The following is a 22,069-nucleotide window of genomic DNA, read 5'->3' on the forward strand; positions in this document are numbered from 1 at the left end:
GGCCTTATCGCGAGCAGACGGAGCACCGGCCGGTTCTTTCCCGCAGTGGATCTGTGGCGAGTACAAATCCCCTTGTGGGAGCGAGCCTGCTCGCGATGGCGATTAACCCGCCAACTCATTCATCCGCTGCAACACCGCGTTCAAGCCATTGCTGCGGGACGGTGAGAGCTGGCGGCTGAGGCCCAGTTGGTTGAACCAGTCTGGTAAGTCCACCTGTTGCAACTCTTGCGCGGACAAGCCATTGACCCGCGCCAGCAGCAATGCCACCAGCCCGCGAATCAACCGTGCATCGCTGCTCGCGGCAAACTGCCAGTGACCGTCGTGCAGTTCACCCACCAGCCACACCTGGCTTTCACAGCCGTGCACGCGGTTGGTTTCGGATTTGTCGGCTTCATTCAAGGGCGGCAGGCGGTCGCCCCATTGCATCAACAGGCGCGCCCTTTGTTCCCAGCCGGCGGCGGCCTGGAAGGTGTGCAGGGCGTTGACGGCCTCGGCGGGCAGGTTCATCGCAACAGCTCCAGGGCCTGGTCCAGGGCTTCGAAGAAGCGCTCAAGGTCTTCGGAGTCGTTGTACAGCGCCAGCGACACACGAATGGCCCCGGCCAGCTCGAAGCTCTTGAGCAATGGCATGGCGCAGTGATGACCGGCGCGCACGGCAATTCCCTGTTCTGTGAGCAGGTGGGCCAGGTCGGCGTTGTGCACGCCCTCGACGACAAAGCTGACCAGTGCCAGTTGGGGTTTGCCGAGTAGCCGGATGCCATTGCGCGCCTGGAGGCCCTTCAACAAGTACTCATGCAGCGCCGCTTCGTGGGCCGACACCGCGTCCTGATCCAGCCCTGCCAGGTAGTCGAGGGTTGCGCCCAGGCCGATCACGCTGGCAATCGGCGGGGTCCCGGCTTCAAAGCCCAGGGGCGCCGGGCGGAACCGTGCGTCGTGGTAGTTGGCGTCCAGCACCATCTCGCCGCCGAACTGCCAGGGGCGCAATTGCTCCAGGGCGGCGTTGCGGCCAAATACCACCCCCAGACCATCGGGCCCGTAGAGTTTGTGGCTGGAAAACACATAGAAGTCGCAGCCCAGCGCCTGCACGTCGTGCCGGCCATGAACCACGCCCTGGGCACCGTCGATCACGGTCAAGGCGTTGTGGGCCTGTGCCAGGGCCAGCAGGGGCGCCAGTGGCTGCCAGGCCCCCAGTACGTTGGACAATTGGCTGACTGCCAGCAACCGGGTGCGGGGCCCGATCAGTGTGCTGGCGGCCTGCAGGTCGATTACGCCGTCGGCGTCCAGTGGCAATACCACCAGCTTCAGCTCGCGACGTTTGGCCAGTTGTTGCCAGGGCAGCAGGTTGGCGTGGTGTTCCAGGGCGCTGATGACAATTTCATCGCCCGCTTGGAAAAGGTGTTCCAGGCCATAGGCCAGGAGGTTCAGCGCAGAGGTCGCGCCGTGGGTGAAGATGATTTGCCCGCTGGTTTGCGCATTGAGCCAATGCGCGACTTTGTTGCGGCTGTCTTCGAACGCTTGCGTGGCATGGGCGCCGGGCAGGTGTTGCGCCCGATGGACGTTGGCCGCGCCGTTGGCGTAGTAGTGCGCCAGCGCGTCGAGCAGGGCTTGGGGTTTCTGGGTGGTGGCGGCGTTGTCCAGATAGGTCTGGTCTTGCCGTTGCAGGGCGGCGATGGCCGGGAAATCGGCGCGCCAGGGTGAGGGAATCATCATGCTATCGGGCCCTGCAGGAGGTACGCCGAACCCCTGTAGGAGCGAGCATGCTCGCGAAAAACGCATGGATGATGCGGGCTGTCTGCTTTCCCGCGTTATCGTTGACGTCCATCGCGAGCATGCTCGCTCCTACACAGGTATTCGAGTGACGCTTAGTTGTGAGCGTGCAGCGCTTCGTTCAGTTCGATGGCCGACTTGTGGGTCTTGCATTCCACGGCGCCGGTCTGCGAATTGCGGCGGAACAGCAGGTCGGACTGACCGGCCAGCTCACGAGCCTTGACCACTTTGACCAGTTGGTTGTTTTCATCCAGCAGGGCCACTTTGGTCCCAGCGGTGACGTACAGGCCCGACTCGACAGTGTTGCGGTCGCCCAACGGAATGCCGATACCAGCGTTGGCGCCGATCAGGCAGCCTTCGCCGACCTTGATCACGATGTTGCCGCCGCCCGACAGGGTGCCCATGGTGGAGCAGCCGCCGCCCAGGTCCGAACCCTTGCCGACGAACACGCCGGCCGACACGCGGCCTTCGATCATGCCCGGGCCTTCGGTACCGGCGTTGAAGTTGACGAAACCTTCGTGCATCACGGTGGTGCCTTCGCCCACGTAGGCACCCAGGCGGATCCGCGAGGCGTCAGCGATACGCACGCCAGCCGGCACTACGTAGTCGGTCATTTTCGGGAACTTGTCCACCGAGAACACTTCCAGCAACTCGCCACGCAGGCGCGCTTCGAGTTGATGTTCAGCCAGTTCGCCGAGGTCGATGGCGCCCTGGCTGGTCCAGGCTACGTTAGGCAACAGCGGGAAGATCCCGGCCAGGTTCAGGCCGTGCGGCTTGACCAGGCGGTGGGACAGCAGGTGCAGTTTGAGGTAGGCCTCAGGGGTGGAGCTCAGTTGTGCGTCTTCGGCCAGCAGGGTGGCGACCAGCGGCTTGTGGCTTTCCGCCAGGCGGGTCAGCAGGGCGGCCTGGGTGGCATCGATGGCTTTCACGGCTTCGGCCAGTTGCGCGGCCTGGGCGGTAGTGAACGCGATGGCCTGGTTGCCTTCGGTGTAGCCGAGGATCGGGGCAACGGCGGCGATCAATTCGGCCGACGGGTTGAGCAGGGGTTGGGCGTAAAACACTTCCAGCCATGTGCCTTGACGATTCTGGGTACCAACACCAAAGGCCACGCTGAACAGGGTAGTGGACATGCAATTACCTCTAACAAAATTGAACGGGCTGCCTTACTTGAGTGCGGCCGCGTAGATATCTGGCTTGAAGCCAATCAGGGTTCGGTCACCGAGATCGAGCACCGGGCGCTTGATCATCGAGGGTTGTGCGAGCATCAGTTCGATAGCTTTCGCCTGGTCGAGATCGGCTTTGCGTTCGTCGTCGAGTTTGCGAAAGGTCGTGCCTGCACGGTTGAGCACCACTTGCCAGCCGTGCTCGTTGCACCACTGGGTCAGGTGTTCACGGTCGATTCCGGCCGTCTTGTAATCGTGGAAATCAAAGCTGACAGCGTTTTCATCGAGCCAGGTGCGCGCCTTTTTCATGGTGTCGCAGGCTTTGATGCCGAAAAGGTGCAACGTTTTGCTTGAAGCGGTCAAGGAATTGCCCCCCTTTGGAGGTGCTGGAACTAAAAGGTGAAGGATTATGCCATGACCGAGGGGGTTCGGCGTCGGCGACGACGGCCATAAAACGATTGTGCGACAGGTTACCGGGTCAGGTGCGACCTTTGTGCAAAGGTCGAAGGCTAGCTTAAGCGTCTAATATGGCACTTCAACGGCAACTTGTTGCCTGATGTGTGCTGTTGCACATCGAATGTCCGGGAACTGTTGTTTTATGCAAACCGCTTATACCGTCCTCATCCTGCTGATGCTGGTCAGTGTCTCGCGTCTGGTGGGCCGGGTGATTCCACTGCCGTTGCCGCTTGTGCAGATTGCCGCCGGGGCACTGCTCGCGTGGCCGACACTGGGGCTGCATGTGGCGCTCGACCCCGAACTGTTCCTGTTTCTGTTCCTGCCGCCGCTGCTGTTCTCCGATGGCTGGCGCATGCCCAAGCGGGCGCTGTGGAAGTTGCGTGGACCGATCTTGACCCTGGCGGTGGGGCTGGTGTTGTTCACCGTGGTCGGGGCGGGGTACTTCATTCACTGGCTGGTGCCGAGCATTCCATTGCCGGTGGCCTTCGCCCTGGCGGCGGTGTTGTCGCCGACCGATGCCGTGGCAGTCTCGGCAATCTCCCAGAACCGCTTGCCTACGCCCTTGATGCACATGCTGCAGGGCGAGGCCCTGATGAATGATGCCTCGGGCCTGGTGACCTTCAAGTTTGCCCTGGCGGCCGCCATTACCGGAGCGTTCTCCCTGGCCAATGCCAGTCTGACCTTTGTCCTGGTGGCGATTGGCGGGCTGTTGGTGGGCGTGGCCCTGAGTTGGCTGGTCGGCCGTCTGCGGGCCTGGATGATCGCCCGTGGCTGGGACGACCCGGCGACCCACGTGGTGTTCATGTTACTACTGCCGTTTGCCGCCTATGTGCTGGCCGAGCGCCTGGGTGTCTCGGGCATTCTGTCGGCGGTGGCGGCGGGGATGATGCAGAGCTGGCTTGACCTGCTGCCGCGCCAGACCAGTACCCGGCTGCTCAATCGCAGTGTCTGGTCGCTGCTGGAGTTCGCTTTCAATGGCCTGATTTTCCTGCTATTGGGCCTGCAACTGCCGGACATCATCAAGGCCGTGGTCAGTCACGAAAGCACGCTGTGGCCGACCCTGTTTTATCGTTGCCTGGAAGTGCTGGCGATTTTCCTCGCTTTGCTGATGCTGCGCTTTATCTGGGTGCAGAGCATCTGGCGCTTGTCGGTGTTGTTGCGGCGCTGGCGTGGCAAGGGCGAGCTGACCGAGGTGCCGACCGCTCGTTCCTGCTGGCTGTTGACGGTGGGTGGCGTGCGCGGGGCAGTGACGCTGGCGGGTGTGATGTCGGTGCCGATGCTGATGGGCGCCGAGGCATTTCCAGAACGCGACCTGCTGATCTTCATTGCTGCCGGGGTGATCCTGTTGTCCCTGGTGACGGCCTGCATCGCCTTGCCGCTGCTGTTGCGCGGCCTGCCGAAGAGTCCGGACGACAAGCGCCGGCAAGAGGTGCGCGACGCCTGGCGCAAGACCGCCGAGGCGGCGATTCATGCCTTGGAGGCCGAGGAGGCCAATCCGCAGGATGCGGCGCAGGCTGCACTGGCTGCCGAGCTCAAGGCGCGGATCATGTCCGAGTACCGGCATCAACTGGAGGTGTTCAACGATTCCGCCGAAGCCCAGGCCCTGGCGTTTCAGATGGACTTGCTGGAGCGGCGCCTGCGCTTGAATGCGCTGCGGGCCCAGCGTCTGGAGTTGTACCGGCTCAGTCGTCATCACCAGATCGGTGATGACGTGCTGCGCGAGGTGCTGGCCGACCTCGATTTGAGCGAGGCCAACCTGGGGCCGGTGAAGTGACGCCGGCTTACGGGTGGCGCTGGATAAAGGCGCGAATCCGCTCGGCGGCTTCCACGCATTCGGCCAGGGGCGCAACCAGGGCCAGGCGTACGCGCCCGGCACCCGGGTTGAAGCCGTCGACTTCGCGAGACAGATAAGAGCCCGGCACTACCGTCACGTGCTCCTCGACATACAGGTCGCGGCAGAAGGCGGCGTCGTCGCCGCCGACGTTCGGCCACAGGTAGAAGCTGCCGTCAGGGCGCTGGACGTCGAGCACCGGGCTGAGGATCGCCAGCACTGCGTCGAACTTCTCGCGGTACAGGGTGCGGTTGGCGCGCACGTGCTCTTCATCGTTCCAGGCGGCAACGCTGGCCAGTTGGGTTTGGACCGGCATGGCGCAGCCGTGGTAGGTGCGATACAGCAAGAAGCCCTTGAGGATCTCGGCATCTCCGGCCACGAAGCCCGAGCGCAGGCCCGGCAGGTTGGAGCGCTTGGACAGGCTGTGGAATACCACGCAGCGCTTGAAGTCCTGGCGGCCCAGTTCCACGCAGGCACTCAGCAGGCCAGGTGGTGGGGTTTGTTCGTCGAAGTACAGTTCGCTGTAGCACTCGTCGGCGGCAATCACGAAGTCATATTCGTCAGCCAGGGCGATCAGCTTTTTCAGGATGTCCACCGGGATCAATGCACCGGTCGGGTTGCCTGGCGAGCACAGGAACAGGATCTGGCAGCGTTTCCAGATGTCCGGCGAAACAGCGTCGAAATCCGGGTTGAAGCCGTTCTCGTCCAGGCACGGCAGGTAGTGCGGCTTGGCCCCGGCCAGGAACGCGGCGCCTTCGTAGATCTGGTAGAACGGGTTCGGGCTGACCACCAGCGCGTCATCGCCACGGTTGACCACGGTCTGGGTGAAAGCAAACAGTGCCTCACGGGTGCCATTGACCGGCAATACGTTGCGCGCCGGGTCGAGCCAACCGGCGGGTACGTTGAAGCGCCGCTCGCACCAGCCGGCGATGGCTTCACGCAGCTGCGGGATGCCGAGGGTAGTCGGGTATACCGCCATTTTTTCCAGATTGCTGGCCAGGGCTTCGGCGACGAAGCTTGGCGAGCGGTGTTTCGGCTCGCCGATGGACAGGGCGATCGGGCGCTTGTCAGGGTTGGGCGTGACAGCACCGAGCAGGGCGCGCAGCTTTTCGAACGGGTAGGGCTGGAGCTGGTTCAGAGCGTTGTTCATCGGTGAGTCTCGATGGCGTCATTAAATGAATGCAATCTGTGTAATGCAGCAGATCCAGCGTGGGAGCGGGCTTGCCCGCGATAGCGGTGGATCAGCCACTGTGGGTCTTGAATGTGCTGGCGCCATCGCGGGCAAGCCCGCTCCCACAGGGGGAAGCTGGGAGTCAAATGCTCAGGCGCGACAGCTTGATATCCGGTTCCTGGTTGACGCTCAACTGCTCGACGATTGCATCCTGCAGTCGGCGGCACAGCTCTGGGTCCGAGAGCGGTTGATTGTGGGCGTCGGTAATGAAAAACACGTCTTCCACGCGCTCGCCGAGGGTGGCGATCTTGGCGTTCTGCAGCGACAGGTCGAACTCCAGGAATATCCCGCCGATCCGCGCGAGCAGGCCCGGGCGGTCCGGGGCGCTGAGCTCGAGCACGGTCACGGGGCGGTGGGCGTCGTTGTGGATCGTCACCTGAGGCGCGAAGGCGAAATGCTTGAGCTGGCGCGGCACCCGACGCTGGATGATAGTCGGGTAGTCGTCCGGGTTGCGTAGCGCGTCGGTCAGGCCGTCGCGGATCTGCTTGACCCGGGCCGGGTTGTCGCCAATCGAGTCGCCATCGGTGTCGAGCACGATATAGGTGTCGAGGGTGAACTGGCTGGTGGAGGTGATGACCCGGGCGTCGTGAATGTTCAGGTTGAGCTGGTCCATCGCGGCCACGGTCACGGCGAAGAAGTCGTGTTGGTCCGGTGCATAGATGAAGATCTGCGTGCCGCCTTCGAACTCGCGCTGGGTGGTCTCCTTGATCAGGACCAGCGGGCCGCCGTCGGCTGGTTGCTGGAGGATCGCGTCACTGTGCCAGGCGACATCGCCGGCGGTGTGGCGCAGGAAGTAGTCGTCGCCCAGTTGCGACCAGAGCTGCTCGACGTCGTCCGGATCGGTGCCGCCGCGAACCAGGATGTCCAGGGCCGCGCTTTGGGTCTGGCGAATCTGCTCCTCGCGGTCTACCGGGTTTTCCAGGCCACGGCGCAAGGCGCGCTTGGTCTCGGTGTAGAGCTGGCGCAACAGGCTGGCGCGCCAGGAGTTCCATAGGGTCGGGTTGGTGGCGTTGATGTCCGCGACGGTCAGTACATACAGGTAGTCGAGGCGGGTCTCGTCGCTGACCGCCTGGGCGAAGTCGTGGATCACCTGCGGGTCGGACAGGTCCTTGCGCTGGGCGGTGGTCGACATTACCAGGTGGTTTTGCACCAGCCAGACGATCAGGCGGCTGTCCCAGGCAGGGAGCTGATGGCGCTGGCAGAAGGCTTCCGCGTCCACCGCGCCGATGTCGGAATGGTCGCCATGCCGGCCTTTGCCGATATCGTGGTACAGCCCGGCCAGGTAGATCAGCTCCGGCTTGGGCAGCTTGGCCATGAGCTTGCTGGCCAGCGGGAATTTTTCGGACACCTGGGTGTACTGCAGCTTACGCAGGTGTTTGATCAGGTTCAGGGTATGGGCATCGACCGTATAGATGTGGAACAGGTCATGCTGCATCTGCCCGACAATAAAACCGAACTCCGGCAAGTAGCGGCCGAGGATGCCGTAGCGGTTCATCCGCCGCAGGTTGCGGTGGATACCGATCTTGCACTTGAACAGTTCGATAAACAGGCTGGTGTTGCGGATGTCGTTGCGGAAGGTGTCGTCGATCAGGTGCCGGTGTTCGCGCAGCAAGCGAATGGTATCGGCGCGTACGCCCTTGATTTCCGGCTGCTGAGCCATCAGCACGAAGATTTCCAGCATGGCAAACGGCGTGCGCTTGAACACGTTGGTGTTGATGGCCTCGATGTAGCCGTCATGCAGCTGGAAGCGCGAGTTGATCGGCTGCGGCGGCGCTTCGTCGGCCGGGGCGAGGATGATTTCCTCGAAGTGCTGGATGATCAGGTCGCTGAGCTGGGCAATGCTCATGACGACCCGATAGTACTGCTGCATGAAGTTTTCGATGGCGTGCTTGGCGTCTTCACCTTGAAAACCCAGCAGGCCGGCGATCGAACGCTGGTGGTCGAACAGCAGGCGGTCTTCCGAGCGTCCGGCGAGCATGTGCAGGGCGTAGCGGACTTTCCACAGGAACTCCTGGGAGGAGGCCAGCAGGGCGTTCTCGCTCTCCACCAGGAAACCCTCGCCGGCCAGGGCGCGCAGGTTCAGGGTGCCGTACTGGCGGCGGGCTACCCACAAGATCGTCTGGATATCCCGCAGGCCGCCGGGCGAGCCTTTGACGTTGGGTTCCAGGTTGTATTCGGTGTCGTTGTACTTGTGGTGGCGGGCCTTCTGTTCGGCGCGCTTGGCCAGGAAGAACTCCTTGGCCGGCCACATGTGTGCGGTGCTGGTGACCTCGAGCATGCGCTGGCGCAAGTGCTCGGGGCCGGCAATGGTGCGGCTTTCCATGAGGTTGGTGACAACCGTCAGGTCGGCGCGGGCTTCCACTGCGCATTCGTCCACCGAGCGCACGCTCTGGCCTACTTCCAGGCCGATGTCCCACAGCAGGGTCAGGAAGCGTTCGATGGAGTCGCGGAAAACTTCGTGATCGGCGCTGTCCAGCAGGATCAGCAGGTCGATATCGGAATAGGGGTGCAACTCGCCCCGGCCGTAGCCGCCGACCGCGACCAGCGCGATGTCGGCGTCTTCGCTCCAGTCGAACTGGTCCCAGGCCTTTTGCAGGATGTTGTCGACGAACCAGGCACGATCCTCGATCAGCCGGCGAATGTCCCGGCCACTGCGAAAGCGCGTATCCAGCACCTCGCGAGCCTGGCGGATGGCCTTCTTGAAAGCCGCAATCGGGCTTGCCTTCAGGGCCAGTTCAGCCTGGAACTGGCCGCGGTCGAAGAGTTCGGGATCCACCTGCGGCATCGATTGGCTTTCCTTTCTATAAGGCTGGGAACGGCAGGTCAGGCGGAAACGCGAGGGATGGTGTCATCGCTGCGCAAGGTGAAGATTTCGTAGCCGGTCTCGGTCACCAGCAGGGTGTGTTCCCACTGGGCCGAGAGCTTGCGGTCCTTGGTGATGGCGGTCCAGCCATCGCCCAGGACCTTGGTGTCGGCCTTGCCCTGGTTGATCATCGGCTCGATGGTGAAGGTCATGCCGGCTTGCAGTTCCATGCCGGTACCGGCACGGCCGTAGTGCAGGATTTGTGGCTCTTCGTGGAACACCTTGCCGATGCCGTGGCCGCAGAACTCGCGCACGACCGAGAAACCGTTCTTTTCAGCGTGCTTCTGGATCACTTCGCCGATATCGCCCAGGCGGCAGCCGGGTTTGACGATCTCGATGGCTTTGTACATGCATTCCTGGGTGACCTGGGACAGGCGCTCGGCCCAGACCGGCACGCTGCCGACGTGGAACATGCGGCTGGTGTCGCCGTGGTAGCCGTCCTTGATCACCGTGACGTCGATGTTCAGGGTGTCGCCGTCTTTCAGGGCTTTCTCGTTCGGGATGCCGTGGCAGACCACATGGTTGATCGAGGTGCAGATCGACTTCGGGAAGCCTTTGTAGTTGAGCGGGGCAGGGATGGCCTGCTGCTCGTTGACGATGTAGTCGTGGCAGATGCGGTCGAGCTCTTCGGTGGTGATCCCGGGCTTGACGTGTTCGGCAATCATTTCCAGCACATCGGCGGCGAGTTTGCCGGCGATACGCATTTTGGCGATGTCCTCTGGGGTTTTGAGGGTGACGGTCATACAGGCTCTCTCTACGCTCAGTGGCGCTTGCTATACGGAATGGGCTCTGCGTGATGCGGTGCGCAGGCCTGAAAAAGGCGATTCTAACAGACGATCACGGCAAATCCGTGGCGGCATGCATCGCTTCTCTCTATAGAATGGCGCATTCTGGAGCGATTCCAAGGGCTGGAACACCTGCGCTGGCCCGGTTTTGAGAAACCGGGTTCCGTTTTCAGCCTTGCTGTGGTATAAAATGCGCCGCTTTCCGGGGATGCCCCGAAAGGCTTAAATCCACACACGTGTCGACACGATGACCTGGGTGCCTTCAGCTGAAGCTGCTGGTTGGTCATTGGGATACGTGGAGGCCAAACCCGACTTATTAAGGAACTATCATGTCCCAAGTCAACATGCGCGATATGCTGAAGGCCGGTGTGCACTTCGGTCACCAGACCCGTTACTGGAACCCGAAAATGGGTAAATACATTTTCGGCGCGCGTAACAAGATCCACATCATCAACCTTGAAAAAACCCTGCCAATGTTCAACGAAGCTCTGACTTTCGTAGAGCGTCTGGCCCAGGGCAAAAACAAGATTCTGTTCGTCGGCACCAAGCGTTCCGCTGGCAAGATCGTTGCTGAAGAAGCAGCACGTTGCGGTTCGCCGTACGTCGATCACCGCTGGTTGGGCGGCATGCTGACCAACTTCAAAACCATCCGTGCTTCCATCAAGCGTCTGCGTGACCTTGAAGTGCAAGCCGAAGACGGTACTTTCGCCAAGCTGACCAAGAAAGAAGCGCTGATGCGCACTCGTGACCTGGAAAAGCTCGATCGTTCCCTGGGTGGTATCAAGGACATGGGCGGTCTGCCTGACGCACTGTTCGTTATCGACGTTGATCACGAGCGCATCGCGATCACCGAAGCCAACAAGCTGGGCATCCCGGTTATCGGCGTAGTCGATACCAACAGCAGCCCGGAAGGCGTTGACTACATCATCCCAGGCAACGATGACGCAATCCGCGCTATCCAGCTGTACATGGGTTCGATGGCTGACGCTGTAATCCGCGGTCGCAACCACGTTGCTGGCGGCACCGAGCAGTTCGTAGAAGAAGCTCCGGTAGCAGCAGCTGAGTAATTGACGCCTTGGCGTTGACTCAGTAAGCAAAAAGGGGGCTTGGCCCCCTTTTTGCCACCTCGAAAACCATTTGTCGGCGCCCACTGCCTTTTTGTAACGTGCGGCAGCTAACAAAGGGTGGATCGAGAAGAATTGAACGCCCGTTCGATCGGGTGGAATGGTTGAAAACCTATCCAAGAGGAATTTGAAAATGGCAGAGATTACTGCAGCGTTGGTCAAAGAACTGCGCGAGCGTACTGGCGAAGGCATGATGGACTGCAAAAAGGCCTTGACCAAGGCTGGCGGCGACATCGAGAAAGCCATTGATGACATGCGTGCTTCGGGCGCCATCAAGGCTGCCAAAAAAGCAGGCAACGTTGCTGCTGAAGGCGCTATCGCCCTGAAGGAAGACGGTAAATCCGCAGTCCTGCTGGAAGTGAACTCGCAGACTGACTTCCTGGCTCTGCAGGACGACTTCAAGGCATTTGTTGCTGCAAGCGTTGAAAAAGCGTTCGCCGACAAGCTGACTGACGTCGCTCCGCTGATCGAAGCTCAAGAAGCTGCTCGCCTGGTCCTGGTCGGCAAGGTTGGCGAAAACGTCAACATCCGTCGCCTGGCTCGCGTTGAAGGTGATGTGGTTGGTGGTTACCTGCACGGCAACAAGATCGGTGTAGCTGTTGTTCTGAAAGGCGGCAACGTTGAGCTGGCCAAGGACATCGCTATGCACGTAGCTGCTAGCAACCCTGAGTTCCTGCTGCCATCGGAAGTTTCCGCTGAAGCGATCGAGCGCGAAAAAGCCGTGTTCCTGCAGCTGAACGAAGAAAAAATCAAAGGCAAGCCAGAAAACATTGTTGAGAACATGGTCAAAGGCCGTATCAGCAAGTTCCTGGCTGAAGCAAGCCTGGTTGAGCAGGCGTTCGTCAAGAACCCTGAAATCAAGGTTGGCGAACTGGCCAAGAAAGCCGGTGCTGAAATCGTTTCCTTCACTTACTTCAAAGTAGGCGAAGGCATCGAGAAGCCGGTCGACAACTTCGCTGAAGAAGTTGCTGCCCAGCTGGCTGCTGCCAAGCAATAAGACAGTTTTCAACTGTCGCCCGAAAGAGGCTGCCCGCTCACGCGCGCAGCCTCTTTTCAAATGGGAGGTCGATTTTATTTGGCTTCCCTTCGGAACTGGCTTACAAAGCCGTGTTCTGATGGCGCTGTGATAGCGTCAAGCTAGAGTAAACGCAGGCTGCAAACAGCCAGCACAGAATTTTTTAAAATACGCCGCAGGAGAGATTCGCAATGGCTCAGCAGGGCAGTGGTTATCAGGCTCGCTATAAACGCATTCTACTCAAGCTTAGCGGCGAGGCCTTGATGGGCTCCGAAGAGTTCGGGATCGACCCAAAGGTCCTGGATCGCATGGCGCTGGAAGTCGGCCAACTGGTCGGTATCGGCGTCCAGGTCGGTCTGGTGATTGGTGGCGGCAACCTGTTCCGCGGCGCGGCACTGAGTGCGGCCGGCATGGATCGGGTCACTGGCGACCACATGGGCATGCTGGCCACTGTGATGAACGCCCTGGCCATGCGCGATGCGCTGGAACGTGCCAATATCTCGGCCATCGTGATGTCGGCCATCTCCATGGTTGGCGTGACCGATCACTACGATCGCCGCAAAGCCATGCGTCACCTCAACTCCAAGGAAGTGGTGATCTTCGCGGCCGGTACCGGCAACCCGTTCTTCACCACCGATTCGGCCGCCTGCCTGCGCGCGATCGAAATCGATGCCGACGTCGTGCTCAAGGCGACCAAGGTTGACGGTGTGTACACCGCAGACCCATTCAAAGACCCGCATGCCGAGAAGTTCGATCATCTGACCTACGATGAAGTACTGGATCGCAAGCTGGGTGTCATGGACCTGACGGCTATCTGCCTGTGCCGCGACCACAAGATGCCGCTGCGCGTATTTAACATGAACAAGCCCGGCGCCCTGCTGAACATCGTACATGGCGGCGCTGAAGGGACTCTGATCGAGGAAGGCGAACAATGATCAACGAAATCAAGAAAGACGCTCAAGAGCGCATGCAGAAATCGCTGGACTCTCTGAACCATGCATTTGGTCAGATTCGTACCGGCAAGGCTCACCCAAGCATCCTGGGTAGCGTGATGGTGCCGTACTACGGCACGGACACTTCCATCACCCAAGTGGCCAACATCACGGTAAAAGACTCCCGGACCCTTCAGGTCGTGGCGTTTGAGCGCAATATGCTCGCGGCAGTCGACAAGGCGATCCAAAGTGCAGGTTTGAACCTCAACCCGACGAACCTGGGCGAGCTGCTGTTGATCTCCATGCCTGCTCTGACTGAAGAAACCCGCAAGGGCTTCACCAAGCAGGCGCGTAGCGCAGCTGAAGATGCTCGTGTTGCCGTGCGCAACATTCGTCGTGATGCACTGGGCGACCTGAAGAAACTGGTCAAGGACAAGGAAATCAGCGAAGACGAAGAGCGTCGTGCCGCTGCTGATATCCAGAAGCTGACCGACAAGGCTGAGGCCGAAATCGACGCAGCGACCAAGCAAAAAGAAGCGGATTTGATGGCCGTATAAGGGTCGCGCTTTCATGGAAAAGACCAAGCAGCCTGCGCTGTCCACGGTGCCGCGACATGTCGCGATCATCATGGACGGCAATAATCGCTGGGCAAAAAAACGTTTCTTGCCCGGCGTTGCCGGGCACAAGGCGGGCGTCGATGCTGTGCGCGCCGTAATCGAGGTGTGCGCGGAATCGGGGGTGGAAGTCCTGACCCTGTTCGCGTTTTCCAGTGAAAACTGGCAGCGCCCGGCCGATGAAGTCAGTGCCTTGATGGACCTGTTCTTCAAGGCGTTGCGTCGTGAGGCCAAGCGCCTCAACGACAACAACATTTCCTTGCGCATCATTGGCGATCGCTCGCGTTTTCATCCGGAGCTTCAGGCAGCCATGCGTGAAGCCGAGGCGATGACGGCCGGGGCCAATCGTTTTGTCCTGCAAATCGCCGCCAACTATGGCGGTCAGTGGGACATTGCCCAGGCTGCGCAGCGTCTGGCGCGAGAAGTTCAGGCCGGCCACCTGCGGCCGGACGACATCACCCCGGATTTGCTGCAGACCTGCCTGTCCACAGGCGACCTGCCGTTGCCGGACCTGTGTATTCGCACCGGTGGCGAGCATCGCATCAGCAACTTCCTGTTGTGGCAGATGGCCTATTCCGAGTTGTACTTCTCCGACCTGTTCTGGCCGGACTTCAAACACGAAGCCATGCGTACTGCACTGGCCGATTTCGCTTCTCGCCAACGTCGCTTCGGTAAAACGAGCGAACAGGTCGAAGCTGGAGCCCGGGTTTAATGCTTAAACAACGAATCATCACGGCACTGATCCTGCTGCCAATCGCCCTGTGCGGGTTTTTCCTGCTCGAAGGTTCCGCTTTTGCACTGTTCATCGGCCTGGTGGTAACCCTGGGCGCCTGGGAATGGGCGCGCCTGGCGGGCTTCGAGGCGCAGTCGATGCGTGTCGCCTACGGGGCCGTGGTAGCCGCGATGCTGCTGGTCCTGCATTTGGTGCCCGGGCTTGCGCCTTGGGTGTTGGGCGCAGCCGTGCTGTGGTGGGGCGTGGCGACCTTCCTGGTGCTGACCTACCCCAAGACCAGCGAGCATTGGGCGAGTGCCGCCTGCAAGCTGGTGATCGGCCTGCTGATCCTGTTGCCGGCCTGGCAAGGCCTGGTGCTGATCAAACAATACCCGCTGGGCAACTGGCTGATCATGGCGGTCATGGTGCTGGTCTGGGGCGCGGACATCGGCGCTTACTTCTCCGGCCGGGCCTTCGGCAAGCGCAAGCTGGCGCCGCTGGTCAGTCCTGGCAAGAGCTGGGAAGGGGTGTATGGCGGCCTGCTGCTGAGCCTGGTGATTACCCTGGTTGTCGGCCTGGTGCGCGACTGGAGTATGGGCCAACTGTTCATGGGGCTGATCGGCGCGGCTATCATCGTGTTCATCTCGGTGGTCGGTGACCTGACCGAAAGCATGTTCAAGCGTCAGGCCGGGATCAAGGACAGCAGTAACCTGCTGCCGGGTCACGGCGGTGTGCTGGATCGAATCGACAGCCTGACCGCTGCAATCCCCTTGTTTGCCGTGCTGTTGTGGATGGCGGCACCGTGAGCCGGCCACAACAGATCACCGTCCTCGGTGCGACCGGCTCCATAGGCCTGAGCACCCTGGACGTCATCGCTCGCCACCCGGAGCGTTACCAGGTTTTTGCCTTGAGCGGCTTCTCGCGCCTTAGTGAGTTGCTGGCCTTGTGCATCCGTCACGTGCCGCGTTTTGCCGTGGTCCCGCAACCTGAAGCGGCGCGGCGTCTGCAGGACGATCTACGGGCTGCTGGCCTGCCGACCCGTGTGCTGGTGGGGGAGGAGGGGTTGTGCCAGGTGGCTGCCGATCCCGAAGTGGATGCGGTGATGGCGGCGATAGTCGGTGCGGCAGGACTGCGCCCGACCCTGGCGGCAGTGGAAGCTGGCAAGAAGATCCTGCTGGCCAACAAGGAGGCGCTGGTGATGTCCGGCGCCTTGTTCATGCAGGCGGTGCACAAGAGCGGTTCGGTATTGTTGCCGATCGACAGTGAGCACAATGCGATCTTCCAGTGCATGCCTACGGATTTTTCCCGCGGGCTGGGCAATGTCGGGGTGCGGCGGATTCTGCTGACTGCATCGGGTGGCCCGTTCCGCCAGACCGCCCTGGCCGAGCTGGCACATGTCACGCCGGATCAAGCCTGCGCCCATCCCAACTGGTCGATGGGGCGCAAGATTTCGGTCGATTCGGCGAGCATGATGAACAAGGGCCTGGAGTTGATCGAGGCCTGCTGGCTGTTCGATGCCAAGCCCTCACAGGTCGAAGTGGTGATCCACCCGCAGAGCGTGATTCACTCGCTGGTCGACTACGTGGACGGTTCAGTGCTGGCCCAGTTGGGCAACCCGGACATGCGCACACCCATCGCCAATGCGCTGGCCTGGCCTGAGCGGATTGACTCCGGTGTGGCGCCGCTTGATCTGTTTGCTATCGCGCGCCTGGACTTCCAGGCACCCGACGAAGAGCGTTTCCCGTGCCTGCGCCTGGCACGCCAGGCGGCCGAGGCGGGTAACAGCGCGCCGGCCATGTTGAATGCGGCCAACGAAGTGGCGGTTGCCGCCTTTCTGGATGGGCGTGTCCGCTACCTGGAGATCGCGAGTATCATCGAGGAAGTATTGAACCTTGAGCCGGTGGTGGCTGTGGCGGATCTCGAGGCAGTGTTTACGGCGGACGCGAAAGCGCGTGTACTGGCGCAGCGTTGGTTGAGCCGCCACGGGCGATAGGTGTTGCGGCAGGTTTGCCGGCGCCAGCGCTGAATAGGATTGCGGAGAAAGTAGATGAGCGCGCTCTATATGATTGTCGGCACCCTGGTAGCCCTGGGTGTGCTGGTCACCTTCCATGAATTCGGCCACTTCTGGGTCGCGCGTCGTTGTGGCGTCAAGGTCCTGCGTTTTTCCGTAGGCTTCGGCATGCCGTTGATACGCTGGCACGATCGCCAGGGCACTGAATTTGTGATTGCCGCCATCCCGCTGGGTGGCTACGTGAAAATGCTCGATGAGCGTGAAGGCGACGTGCCGGCTGATCAATTGGAGCAATCCTTCAATCGCAAGTCGGTTCGCCAACGTATCGCTATCGTTGCTGCCGGCCCTATTGCCAACTTCCTGCTGGCCCTGGTGTTCTTCTGGGTCCTGGCCATGCTCGGTACCGAGCAGGTGCGCCCGGTGATTGGCGCAGTTGAAATCGGCAGTATCGCCGCCAAGGCCGGCTTGAGCCCGGGCCAGGAAATCGTCGCCGTCGATGGTGAGGCCACTTCCGGTTGGGCCGCCGTCAATCTGCAACTGGTGCGCCGCCTGGGTGAGAGTGGTGCGGTGCAGTTGTTGGTGCGCGAGGAGGGTTCCACTGCCGATACCCCCCGTGAACTGATTCTGGACAAGTGGCTCAAGGGCGCCGATGAGCCTGATCCGATTCGCTCCCTCGGCATTCGTCCATGGCGTCCGGCCTTGCCGCCGGTCCTGGCTGAGCTCGATCCCAAGGGGCCGGCCCAGGCGGCAGGCCTGAAAACCGGCGACCGGCTGTTGAAGCTCGATGGCCAGGCGCTGACGGATTGGCAGCAAGTGGTCGATTGGGTGCGTGTACGTCCTGAAACCAAAATTGTGCTGCAGGTCGAGCGCGACGGTGCTCAAATCGACGTCCCTGTGACCCTGGCGGTCCGAGGTGACGGCAAGGCCGCCACCGGTTACCTGGGGGCGGGGGTGAAAGCTGTCGATTGGCCACCAACGATGATTCGTGAGGTCAGCTTCGGTCCTGTAGCGGCCATTGGCGAAGGGGCGCGGCGCACCTGGACCATGAGTGTGCTGACCCTCGATTCGCTGAAGAAAATGTTGTTCGGCGAGCTCTCGGTAAAAAACTTGAGTGGACCGATAACCATTGCTAAAGTGGCGGGCGCTTCTGCCCAGTCGGGCGTCGCTGATTTCCTGAATTTCCTTGCTTATCTGAGTATTAGCCTGGGGGTTCTGAATTTGTTGCCCATTCCTGTACTGGATGGGGGGCATTTGTTGTTTTATCTGATCGAGTGGGCGCGTGGTCGTCCCTTGTCGGATCGGGTGCAAGGTTGGGGGATACAGATCGGTATCAGTTTGGTGGTCGGGGTGATGTTGCTTGCCTTGGTCAACGATCTGGGTCGACTGTAACGCTTCGCTGAATTGCGAATCTGCCGCATTTTGCGGCAGTTTTTATTGCCAGTTGGAATAAGAAAGGACTTCATGAAACGTCTGCTGCTAACTGCGGTTCTCACCGTATTGATGATCGCCGAAGTTCACGCCGAGTCCTTCACTATCTCCGATATTCGCGTCAACGGCCTCCAGCGGGTTTCCGCCGGTAGCGTCTTTGGTGCCTTGCCGTTGAACGTCGGTGAGCAGGCGGATGATCGTCGCCTGGTCGAATCCACTCGTGCGCTGTTCAAAACCGGTTTCTTCCAGGACATCCAGTTGGGTCGCGACGGCAACGTCCTGGTCATCACGGTGGTCGAGCGTCCTTCCGTCGCCAGTATCGAGATCGAAGGCAACAAGGCGATCTCCACTGAAGACCTGATGAAGGGCCTCAAGCAATCCGGTCTGGCTGAAGGCGAAATCTTCCAGCGCGCAACCCTCGAAGGCGTGCGTAACGAACTGCAGCGCCAGTACGTGGCTCAAGGCCGCTACTCGGCCACCGTTGATACCGAAGTGGTCCCCCAGCCGCGCAACCGCGTAGGCCTGAAGGTCAACATCAACGAAGGCACCGTTGCCGCTATCCAGCACATCAACGTGGTGGGCAACACGGTTTTCCCCGACGACGACCTGATCGACCTGTTCGAACTCAAGACCACCAACTGGTTGTCGTTCTTCAAGAACGATGACAAGTACGCCCGTGAAAAACTCTCCGGTGACCTCGAGCGCCTGCGCTCCTACTACCTGGACCGCGGCTATATCAACATGGATATCGCTTCGACCCAGGTGTCCATCACCCCGGACAAGAAGCACGTCTACATTACCGTCAACGTCAACGAAGGCCAGAAGTACAACGTTCGTGACGTGAAGCTCAGCGGCGACCTGAAAGTGCCTGAAGACCAGGTCAAGGCGCTGTTGCTGGTGCAGAAAGGCCAAGTGTTCTCGCGCAAGCTGATGACCACCACCTCCGAACTGATCACCCGTCGCCTGGGTAACGAGGGCTACACCTTCGCCAACGTCAACGGCGTGCCTCAGCCGCACGACGAAGACCACACGGTCGATATCACCTTCGTGGTCGATCCGGGCAAACGTGCCTACGTGAACCGTATCAACTTCCGTGGCAACACCAAGTCCGAAGACGAAGTGCTGCGTCGTGAAATGCGCCAGATGGAAGGTGGCTGGGCTTCGACCTACTTGATCGACCAGTCCAAGACCCGTCTGGAGCGCCTGGGCTTCTTCAAGGAAGTCAACGTCGAGACGCCGGCCGTGCCGGGTGTCGATGACCAGGTAGACGTCAACTACAGCGTTGAAGAGCAAGCATCCGGTTCCATCACTGCCAGCGTCGGTTTTGCCCAGAGCGCCGGCCTGATCCTCGGTGGTTCGATTACCCAGAACAACTTCCTGGGTACCGGTAACAAGGTCAGCATCGGTTTGACCCGCAGTGAATACCAGAGCCGCTACAACTTCGGTTACGTGGACCCCTACTGGACAGCCGATGGCGTGAGCCTGGGTTACAACGCTTTCTACCGCACCACTGACTACGATGAGCTCGATACCGACGTTTCCAGCTATGCCGTGGACAGCCTGGGTGCCGGTGTCAGCGTGGGTTACCCGATCAGCGAGACCTCGCGCCTGACCTTTGGTCTGAACGCACAGCAAGACAAGATCAAGACCGGCCAGTACACCGTCGACGAGATCTTCGACTTCGTTAACCGTGAAGGCGACCAGTACCTGAACTTCAAGGCTTCGGCCGGTTGGTCCGAGTCGACCCTGAACAAAGGCGTATTGGCCACCCGTGGTCACTCCCAGAGCGTGACCCTGGAAACCACGGTGCCGGGCAGCGACCTGTCGTTCTTCAAGCTCGACTACCGTGGCCAGTTGTTCCAGCCATTGACCGATAACTACACCCTGCGCCTGCACACCGAGCTGGGCTACGGTGACGGCTACGGCTCGACGGATGGCTTGCCATTCTACGAAAACTACTATGCTGGTGGTTTCAACTCGGTTCGTGGCTTCAAGGACAGTACCTTGGGTCCTCGCAGTACTCCGAGTCGTGGTGTAGGCAAGACGGGTAACCAAGGCACAGTTGCCGATCCGGACGACGATCCGTTGCCGTTTGGTGGTAACGTCCTGATTCAGGGTGGTGCCGAGCTGTTGTTCCCGCTGCCATTCGTCAAGGATCAACGTTCACTGCGTACTTCCGTGTTCTGGGATGTCGGTAACGTGTTTGACTCCAAGTGCGAGCAGACCAAGAACACCGCGCCTGATTCGTACTCGAACACACAGTGCAACGACGTCAGCCTCAGCAACCTGGCCAGTTCCGTGGGTATTGGTGTGACCTGGGTTACCGCATTGGGTCCTTTGAGCTTTGCTCTGGCCATGCCGGTGAAAGAACCGGATAACGCTGAAACCCAAGTGTTCCAATTTTCCCTCGGTCAGACGTTCTAAGCGTCTGCCCCAAGACAACGACAATGGATTTTGTAGGAGTGCATCGTGCGTAAGTTGACTCAATTGGTTCTCCTGGCAACTGTCCTGGTAGCGACCCCGGCATTTGCCGACATGAAAATCGCGGTACTGAACTACCAGATGGCGCTGCTGGAATCCGACGCGGCGAAGAAGTACGCAGTGGACGCCGAGAAGAAGTTCGGCCCACAACTGAGCAAGCTCAAGACCCTGGAAAGCAGTGCCAAAGGCATCCAGGATCGTCTGGTCAGCGGTGGCGACAAAATGGCCCAGGGCGAGCGTGAGCGTCTGGAGCTTGAATTCAAGCAAAAGGCCCGCGACTTCCAGTTCCAGTCCAAGGAATTGAACGAAGCCAAGGCCGTTGCCGACCGTGAAATGCTCAAGCAGCTCAAGCCGAAACTGGACAGCGCTGTGGAAGAAGTCATCAAGAAAGGTGCTTTTGACCTGGTCTTCGAGCGTGGCGCAGTGATTGATGTCAAGCCGCAATACGACATCACCCGCCAGGTTATCGAGCGCATGAATCAGCTGAAGTAATCCATGACAGCGACTAAAACCCTCGGCCAATTGGCCGAGTTCCTGGGCGCCACATTGTGTGGTGACCCAGAGAAGACAATTACTGGGCTAGCCACTTTACAAGAGGCTGGCCCAGCTCAGTTGAGCTTTCTGGCAAACCCCCAATACCGTAAATACCTGGCCGACAGCCATGCCGCAGCCGTGTTGCTGAAGGCCGCTGACGCCGAAGGTTTTGCCGGTGATGCGCTGGTGGTGCCGGATCCTTACGCGGCGTACGCGCGGGTGTCCCACCTGTTCGATCCCAAGCCCAAGGCGGCTGCCGGTATCCATCCGACGGCAGTCATCGCGGCGGACGCGGTGGTTGACCCGGCGGCGAGCATCGGTGCGTTTGCGGTGATCGAGAGCGGTGCCCGGATTGCTGCCGGTGTCACGGTCGGCGCCCATTGCTTCATCGGTGCCCGTAGCGAGATCGGTGAAGGTGGCTGGTTGGCCCCGCGAGTGACGCTGTACCACGACGTGCGCATTGGCAAGCGGGTGGTCATTCAGTCCGGTGCGGTGCTCGGCGGTGAAGGGTTTGGTTTCGCCAACGAAAAGGGCATCTGGCAGAAAATTGCCCAGGTCGGTGGGGTGCTGGTCGGTGATGACGTGGAGATTGGCGTGAATACCGCTATCGACCGTGGCGCCTTGGCTGACACCATCCTCGGCAATGGGGTGAAGCTGGACAACCAGATTCAGATCGCGCACAACGTGCAGGTCGGTGATCACACCGCCATGGCTGCGTGCGTAGGCATTTCCGGCAGCACCAAGATCGGCAAGCATTGCATGCTGGCCGGCGGTGTCGGGCTGGTGGGGCACATCGAGATCTGCGACAACGTATTCCTGACCGGAATGACCATGGTCACCCACTCGATTACCGAGCCGGGCGCCTATTCTTCCGGTACGGCCATGCAGCCGGCCGCCGAGTGGCGCAAAAGTGCGGCACGCATCCGTCAGCTCGATGACATCGCGCGACGCCTGCGCCAGCTGGAAAAGCAGGTAGGTGAAGTGACCCCTGGTGGTAATGCTTCATCAGATGGCTGATACCATTTCCATATCAAGCGTGCACAGCCGTTAGACTGCCTCCTTGATTTGCTAGAGGAGCGTGCATTAGTCGCGCGTTCCCAATCTTTACATAGGCTTCCCCCCG

The 22,069-nt window shown here is 60.5% G+C and carries 19 protein-coding genes; 12 read left to right on the forward strand and 7 right to left on the reverse strand.

The genetic code is table 11. From position 1 onward, the window contains the following. Window positions 1–102: 102 nt before the first annotated feature. The 4 genes from PspS04_RS05280 to PspS04_RS05295 form a co-directional block, all read right to left on the reverse strand. Window positions 103–507, reverse strand: a complete 405-nt coding sequence (locus PspS04_RS05280) for a SufE family protein (protein ID WP_095166772.1) — start codon at window positions 505–507, stop codon at window positions 103–105. Next, entirely contained in the window at window positions 504–1,709 is a 1,206-nt protein-coding gene (locus PspS04_RS05285; protein WP_159994029.1) for an aminotransferase class V-fold PLP-dependent enzyme, read from the reverse strand. Before PspS04_RS05285 ends, PspS04_RS05280 begins: the two co-directional genes overlap by 4 nt. 152 nt (window positions 1,710–1,861) lie before the next feature. After that, window positions 1,862–2,896 carry a 2,3,4,5-tetrahydropyridine-2,6-dicarboxylate N-succinyltransferase gene (dapD, locus tag PspS04_RS05290; protein WP_095166776.1) on the reverse strand — a complete coding sequence of 345 codons (1,035 nt, stop codon included), beginning with the start codon at window positions 2,894–2,896 and terminating at the stop codon, window positions 1,862–1,864. A 33-nt stretch (window positions 2,897–2,929) separates the two neighbouring features. After that, window positions 2,930–3,238, reverse strand: coding sequence for an arsenate reductase (locus PspS04_RS05295; RefSeq protein ID WP_232534623.1), 309 nt, complete (start codon window positions 3,236–3,238; stop codon window positions 2,930–2,932). Window positions 3,239–3,527: 289 nt separating this feature from the next. Here PspS04_RS05295 and PspS04_RS05300 point away from each other — a divergent pair, with 289 nt between their 5' ends. Next, a complete protein-coding gene (locus tag PspS04_RS05300) occupies window positions 3,528–5,159 on the forward strand; it encodes a Na+/H+ antiporter (protein ID WP_095166779.1) in 1,632 nt (543 codons plus the stop codon). 7 nt (window positions 5,160–5,166) lie between these two features. Here the strand turns inward: PspS04_RS05300 and dapC are convergent, their stop codons facing one another. From dapC to map, 3 genes are all read right to left on the reverse strand, one after another. Further along, window positions 5,167–6,366 (reverse strand): succinyldiaminopimelate transaminase, encoded by a 1,200-nt coding sequence (dapC, locus tag PspS04_RS05305; RefSeq protein ID WP_159994031.1) that lies wholly within the window; start codon window positions 6,364–6,366, stop codon window positions 5,167–5,169. A gap of 163 nt (window positions 6,367–6,529) precedes the next feature. Beyond that, the gene (locus PspS04_RS05310) at window positions 6,530–9,232 is read right to left on the reverse strand and encodes a [protein-PII] uridylyltransferase (protein WP_095166783.1); all 2,703 of its coding nucleotides are present in this window, start codon (window positions 9,230–9,232) and stop codon (window positions 6,530–6,532) included. Window positions 9,233–9,270: 38 nt separating this feature from the next. Further along, a complete protein-coding gene (gene map / locus PspS04_RS05315) occupies window positions 9,271–10,053 on the reverse strand; it encodes a type I methionyl aminopeptidase (protein ID WP_095166785.1) in 783 nt (260 codons plus the stop codon). Between the two features lie 371 nt (window positions 10,054–10,424). Here map and rpsB point away from each other — a divergent pair, with 371 nt between their 5' ends. The 11 genes from rpsB to lpxD all read left to right on the forward strand — a co-directional run bounded on the left by rpsB (window position 10,425) and on the right by lpxD (window position 21,963). Next, the gene (rpsB, locus tag PspS04_RS05320) at window positions 10,425–11,162 is read left to right on the forward strand and encodes a 30S ribosomal protein S2 (RefSeq protein ID WP_003219330.1); all 738 of its coding nucleotides are present in this window, start codon (window positions 10,425–10,427) and stop codon (window positions 11,160–11,162) included. A 190-nt stretch (window positions 11,163–11,352) separates the two neighbouring features. Then, on the forward strand, window positions 11,353–12,216 hold the full coding sequence (gene tsf, locus PspS04_RS05325) for a translation elongation factor Ts (RefSeq protein ID WP_095166787.1): 864 nt from the start codon (window positions 11,353–11,355) through the stop codon (window positions 12,214–12,216). 209 nt (window positions 12,217–12,425) lie between these two features. After that, a complete protein-coding gene (gene pyrH / locus PspS04_RS05330; RefSeq protein WP_011059526.1) occupies window positions 12,426–13,169 on the forward strand; it encodes a UMP kinase in 744 nt (247 codons plus the stop codon). Then, window positions 13,166–13,723, forward strand: a complete 558-nt coding sequence (frr, locus tag PspS04_RS05335) for a ribosome recycling factor (protein ID WP_095166789.1) — start codon at window positions 13,166–13,168, stop codon at window positions 13,721–13,723. The genes pyrH and frr overlap by 4 nt, the downstream gene beginning before the upstream one ends. Window positions 13,724–13,736: 13 nt before the next feature. After that, window positions 13,737–14,492 carry a polyprenyl diphosphate synthase gene (uppS, locus tag PspS04_RS05340; protein ID WP_095166791.1) on the forward strand — a complete coding sequence of 252 codons (756 nt, stop codon included), beginning with the start codon at window positions 13,737–13,739 and terminating at the stop codon, window positions 14,490–14,492. Next, the gene (locus tag PspS04_RS05345) at window positions 14,492–15,298 is read left to right on the forward strand and encodes a phosphatidate cytidylyltransferase (protein ID WP_159994033.1); all 807 of its coding nucleotides are present in this window, start codon (window positions 14,492–14,494) and stop codon (window positions 15,296–15,298) included. Before uppS ends, PspS04_RS05345 begins: the two co-directional genes overlap by 1 nt. Next, window positions 15,295–16,485: a 1-deoxy-D-xylulose-5-phosphate reductoisomerase gene (gene ispC, locus PspS04_RS05350; RefSeq protein ID WP_159994035.1), complete on the forward strand. Its 1,191-nt coding sequence runs from the start codon at window positions 15,295–15,297 to the stop codon at window positions 16,483–16,485. The genes PspS04_RS05345 and ispC overlap by 4 nt, the downstream gene beginning before the upstream one ends. A gap of 54 nt (window positions 16,486–16,539) precedes the next feature. Then, window positions 16,540–17,892 (forward strand): sigma E protease regulator RseP, encoded by a 1,353-nt coding sequence (gene rseP / locus PspS04_RS05355; RefSeq protein ID WP_095166797.1) that lies wholly within the window; start codon window positions 16,540–16,542, stop codon window positions 17,890–17,892. Window positions 17,893–17,964: 72 nt separating this feature from the next. After that, window positions 17,965–20,355 carry an outer membrane protein assembly factor BamA gene (bamA, locus tag PspS04_RS05360; protein ID WP_159994037.1) on the forward strand — a complete coding sequence of 797 codons (2,391 nt, stop codon included), beginning with the start codon at window positions 17,965–17,967 and terminating at the stop codon, window positions 20,353–20,355. Between the two features lie 45 nt (window positions 20,356–20,400). Continuing rightward, window positions 20,401–20,904: an OmpH family outer membrane protein gene (locus PspS04_RS05365; RefSeq protein ID WP_095166801.1), complete on the forward strand. Its 504-nt coding sequence runs from the start codon at window positions 20,401–20,403 to the stop codon at window positions 20,902–20,904. Window positions 20,905–20,907: 3 nt separating this feature from the next. Beyond that, window positions 20,908–21,963: a UDP-3-O-(3-hydroxymyristoyl)glucosamine N-acyltransferase gene (gene lpxD / locus PspS04_RS05370; protein WP_095166803.1), complete on the forward strand. Its 1,056-nt coding sequence runs from the start codon at window positions 20,908–20,910 to the stop codon at window positions 21,961–21,963. Window positions 21,964–22,069: the final 106 nt, after the last annotated feature.

Origin of the sequence: Pseudomonas sp. S04, assembly GCF_009834545.1 — a bacterium.
Taxonomy (GTDB): domain Bacteria; phylum Pseudomonadota; class Gammaproteobacteria; order Pseudomonadales; family Pseudomonadaceae; genus Aquipseudomonas.

Coding starts and splice junctions, on each gene's coding strand:
- PspS04_RS05280 (WP_095166772.1), bottom strand. CDS start 507: ATGAACCTGCCCGCCGAGGCCGTCAACGCCCTGCACACCTTCCAGGCC.
- PspS04_RS05285 (WP_159994029.1), bottom strand. CDS start 1,709: ATGATGATTCCCTCACCCTGGCGCGCCGATTTCCCGGCCATCGCCGCC.
- dapD (WP_095166776.1), bottom strand. CDS start 2,896: ATGTCCACTACCCTGTTCAGCGTGGCCTTTGGTGTTGGTACCCAGAAT.
- PspS04_RS05295 (WP_232534623.1), bottom strand. CDS start 3,238: ATGAAAAAGGCGCGCACCTGGCTCGATGAAAACGCTGTCAGCTTTGAT.
- PspS04_RS05300 (WP_095166779.1), top strand. CDS start 3,528: ATGCAAACCGCTTATACCGTCCTCATCCTGCTGATGCTGGTCAGTGTC.
- dapC (WP_159994031.1), bottom strand. CDS start 6,366: ATGAACAACGCTCTGAACCAGCTCCAGCCCTACCCGTTCGAAAAGCTG.
- PspS04_RS05310 (WP_095166783.1), bottom strand. CDS start 9,232: ATGCCGCAGGTGGATCCCGAACTCTTCGACCGCGGCCAGTTCCAGGCT.
- map (WP_095166785.1), bottom strand. CDS start 10,053: ATGACCGTCACCCTCAAAACCCCAGAGGACATCGCCAAAATGCGTATC.
- rpsB (WP_003219330.1), top strand. CDS start 10,425: ATGTCCCAAGTCAACATGCGCGATATGCTGAAGGCCGGTGTGCACTTC.
- tsf (WP_095166787.1), top strand. CDS start 11,353: ATGGCAGAGATTACTGCAGCGTTGGTCAAAGAACTGCGCGAGCGTACT.
- pyrH (WP_011059526.1), top strand. CDS start 12,426: ATGGCTCAGCAGGGCAGTGGTTATCAGGCTCGCTATAAACGCATTCTA.
- frr (WP_095166789.1), top strand. CDS start 13,166: ATGATCAACGAAATCAAGAAAGACGCTCAAGAGCGCATGCAGAAATCG.
- uppS (WP_095166791.1), top strand. CDS start 13,737: ATGGAAAAGACCAAGCAGCCTGCGCTGTCCACGGTGCCGCGACATGTC.
- PspS04_RS05345 (WP_159994033.1), top strand. CDS start 14,492: ATGCTTAAACAACGAATCATCACGGCACTGATCCTGCTGCCAATCGCC.
- rseP (WP_095166797.1), top strand. CDS start 16,540: ATGAGCGCGCTCTATATGATTGTCGGCACCCTGGTAGCCCTGGGTGTG.
- bamA (WP_159994037.1), top strand. CDS start 17,965: ATGAAACGTCTGCTGCTAACTGCGGTTCTCACCGTATTGATGATCGCC.
- lpxD (WP_095166803.1), top strand. CDS start 20,908: ATGACAGCGACTAAAACCCTCGGCCAATTGGCCGAGTTCCTGGGCGCC.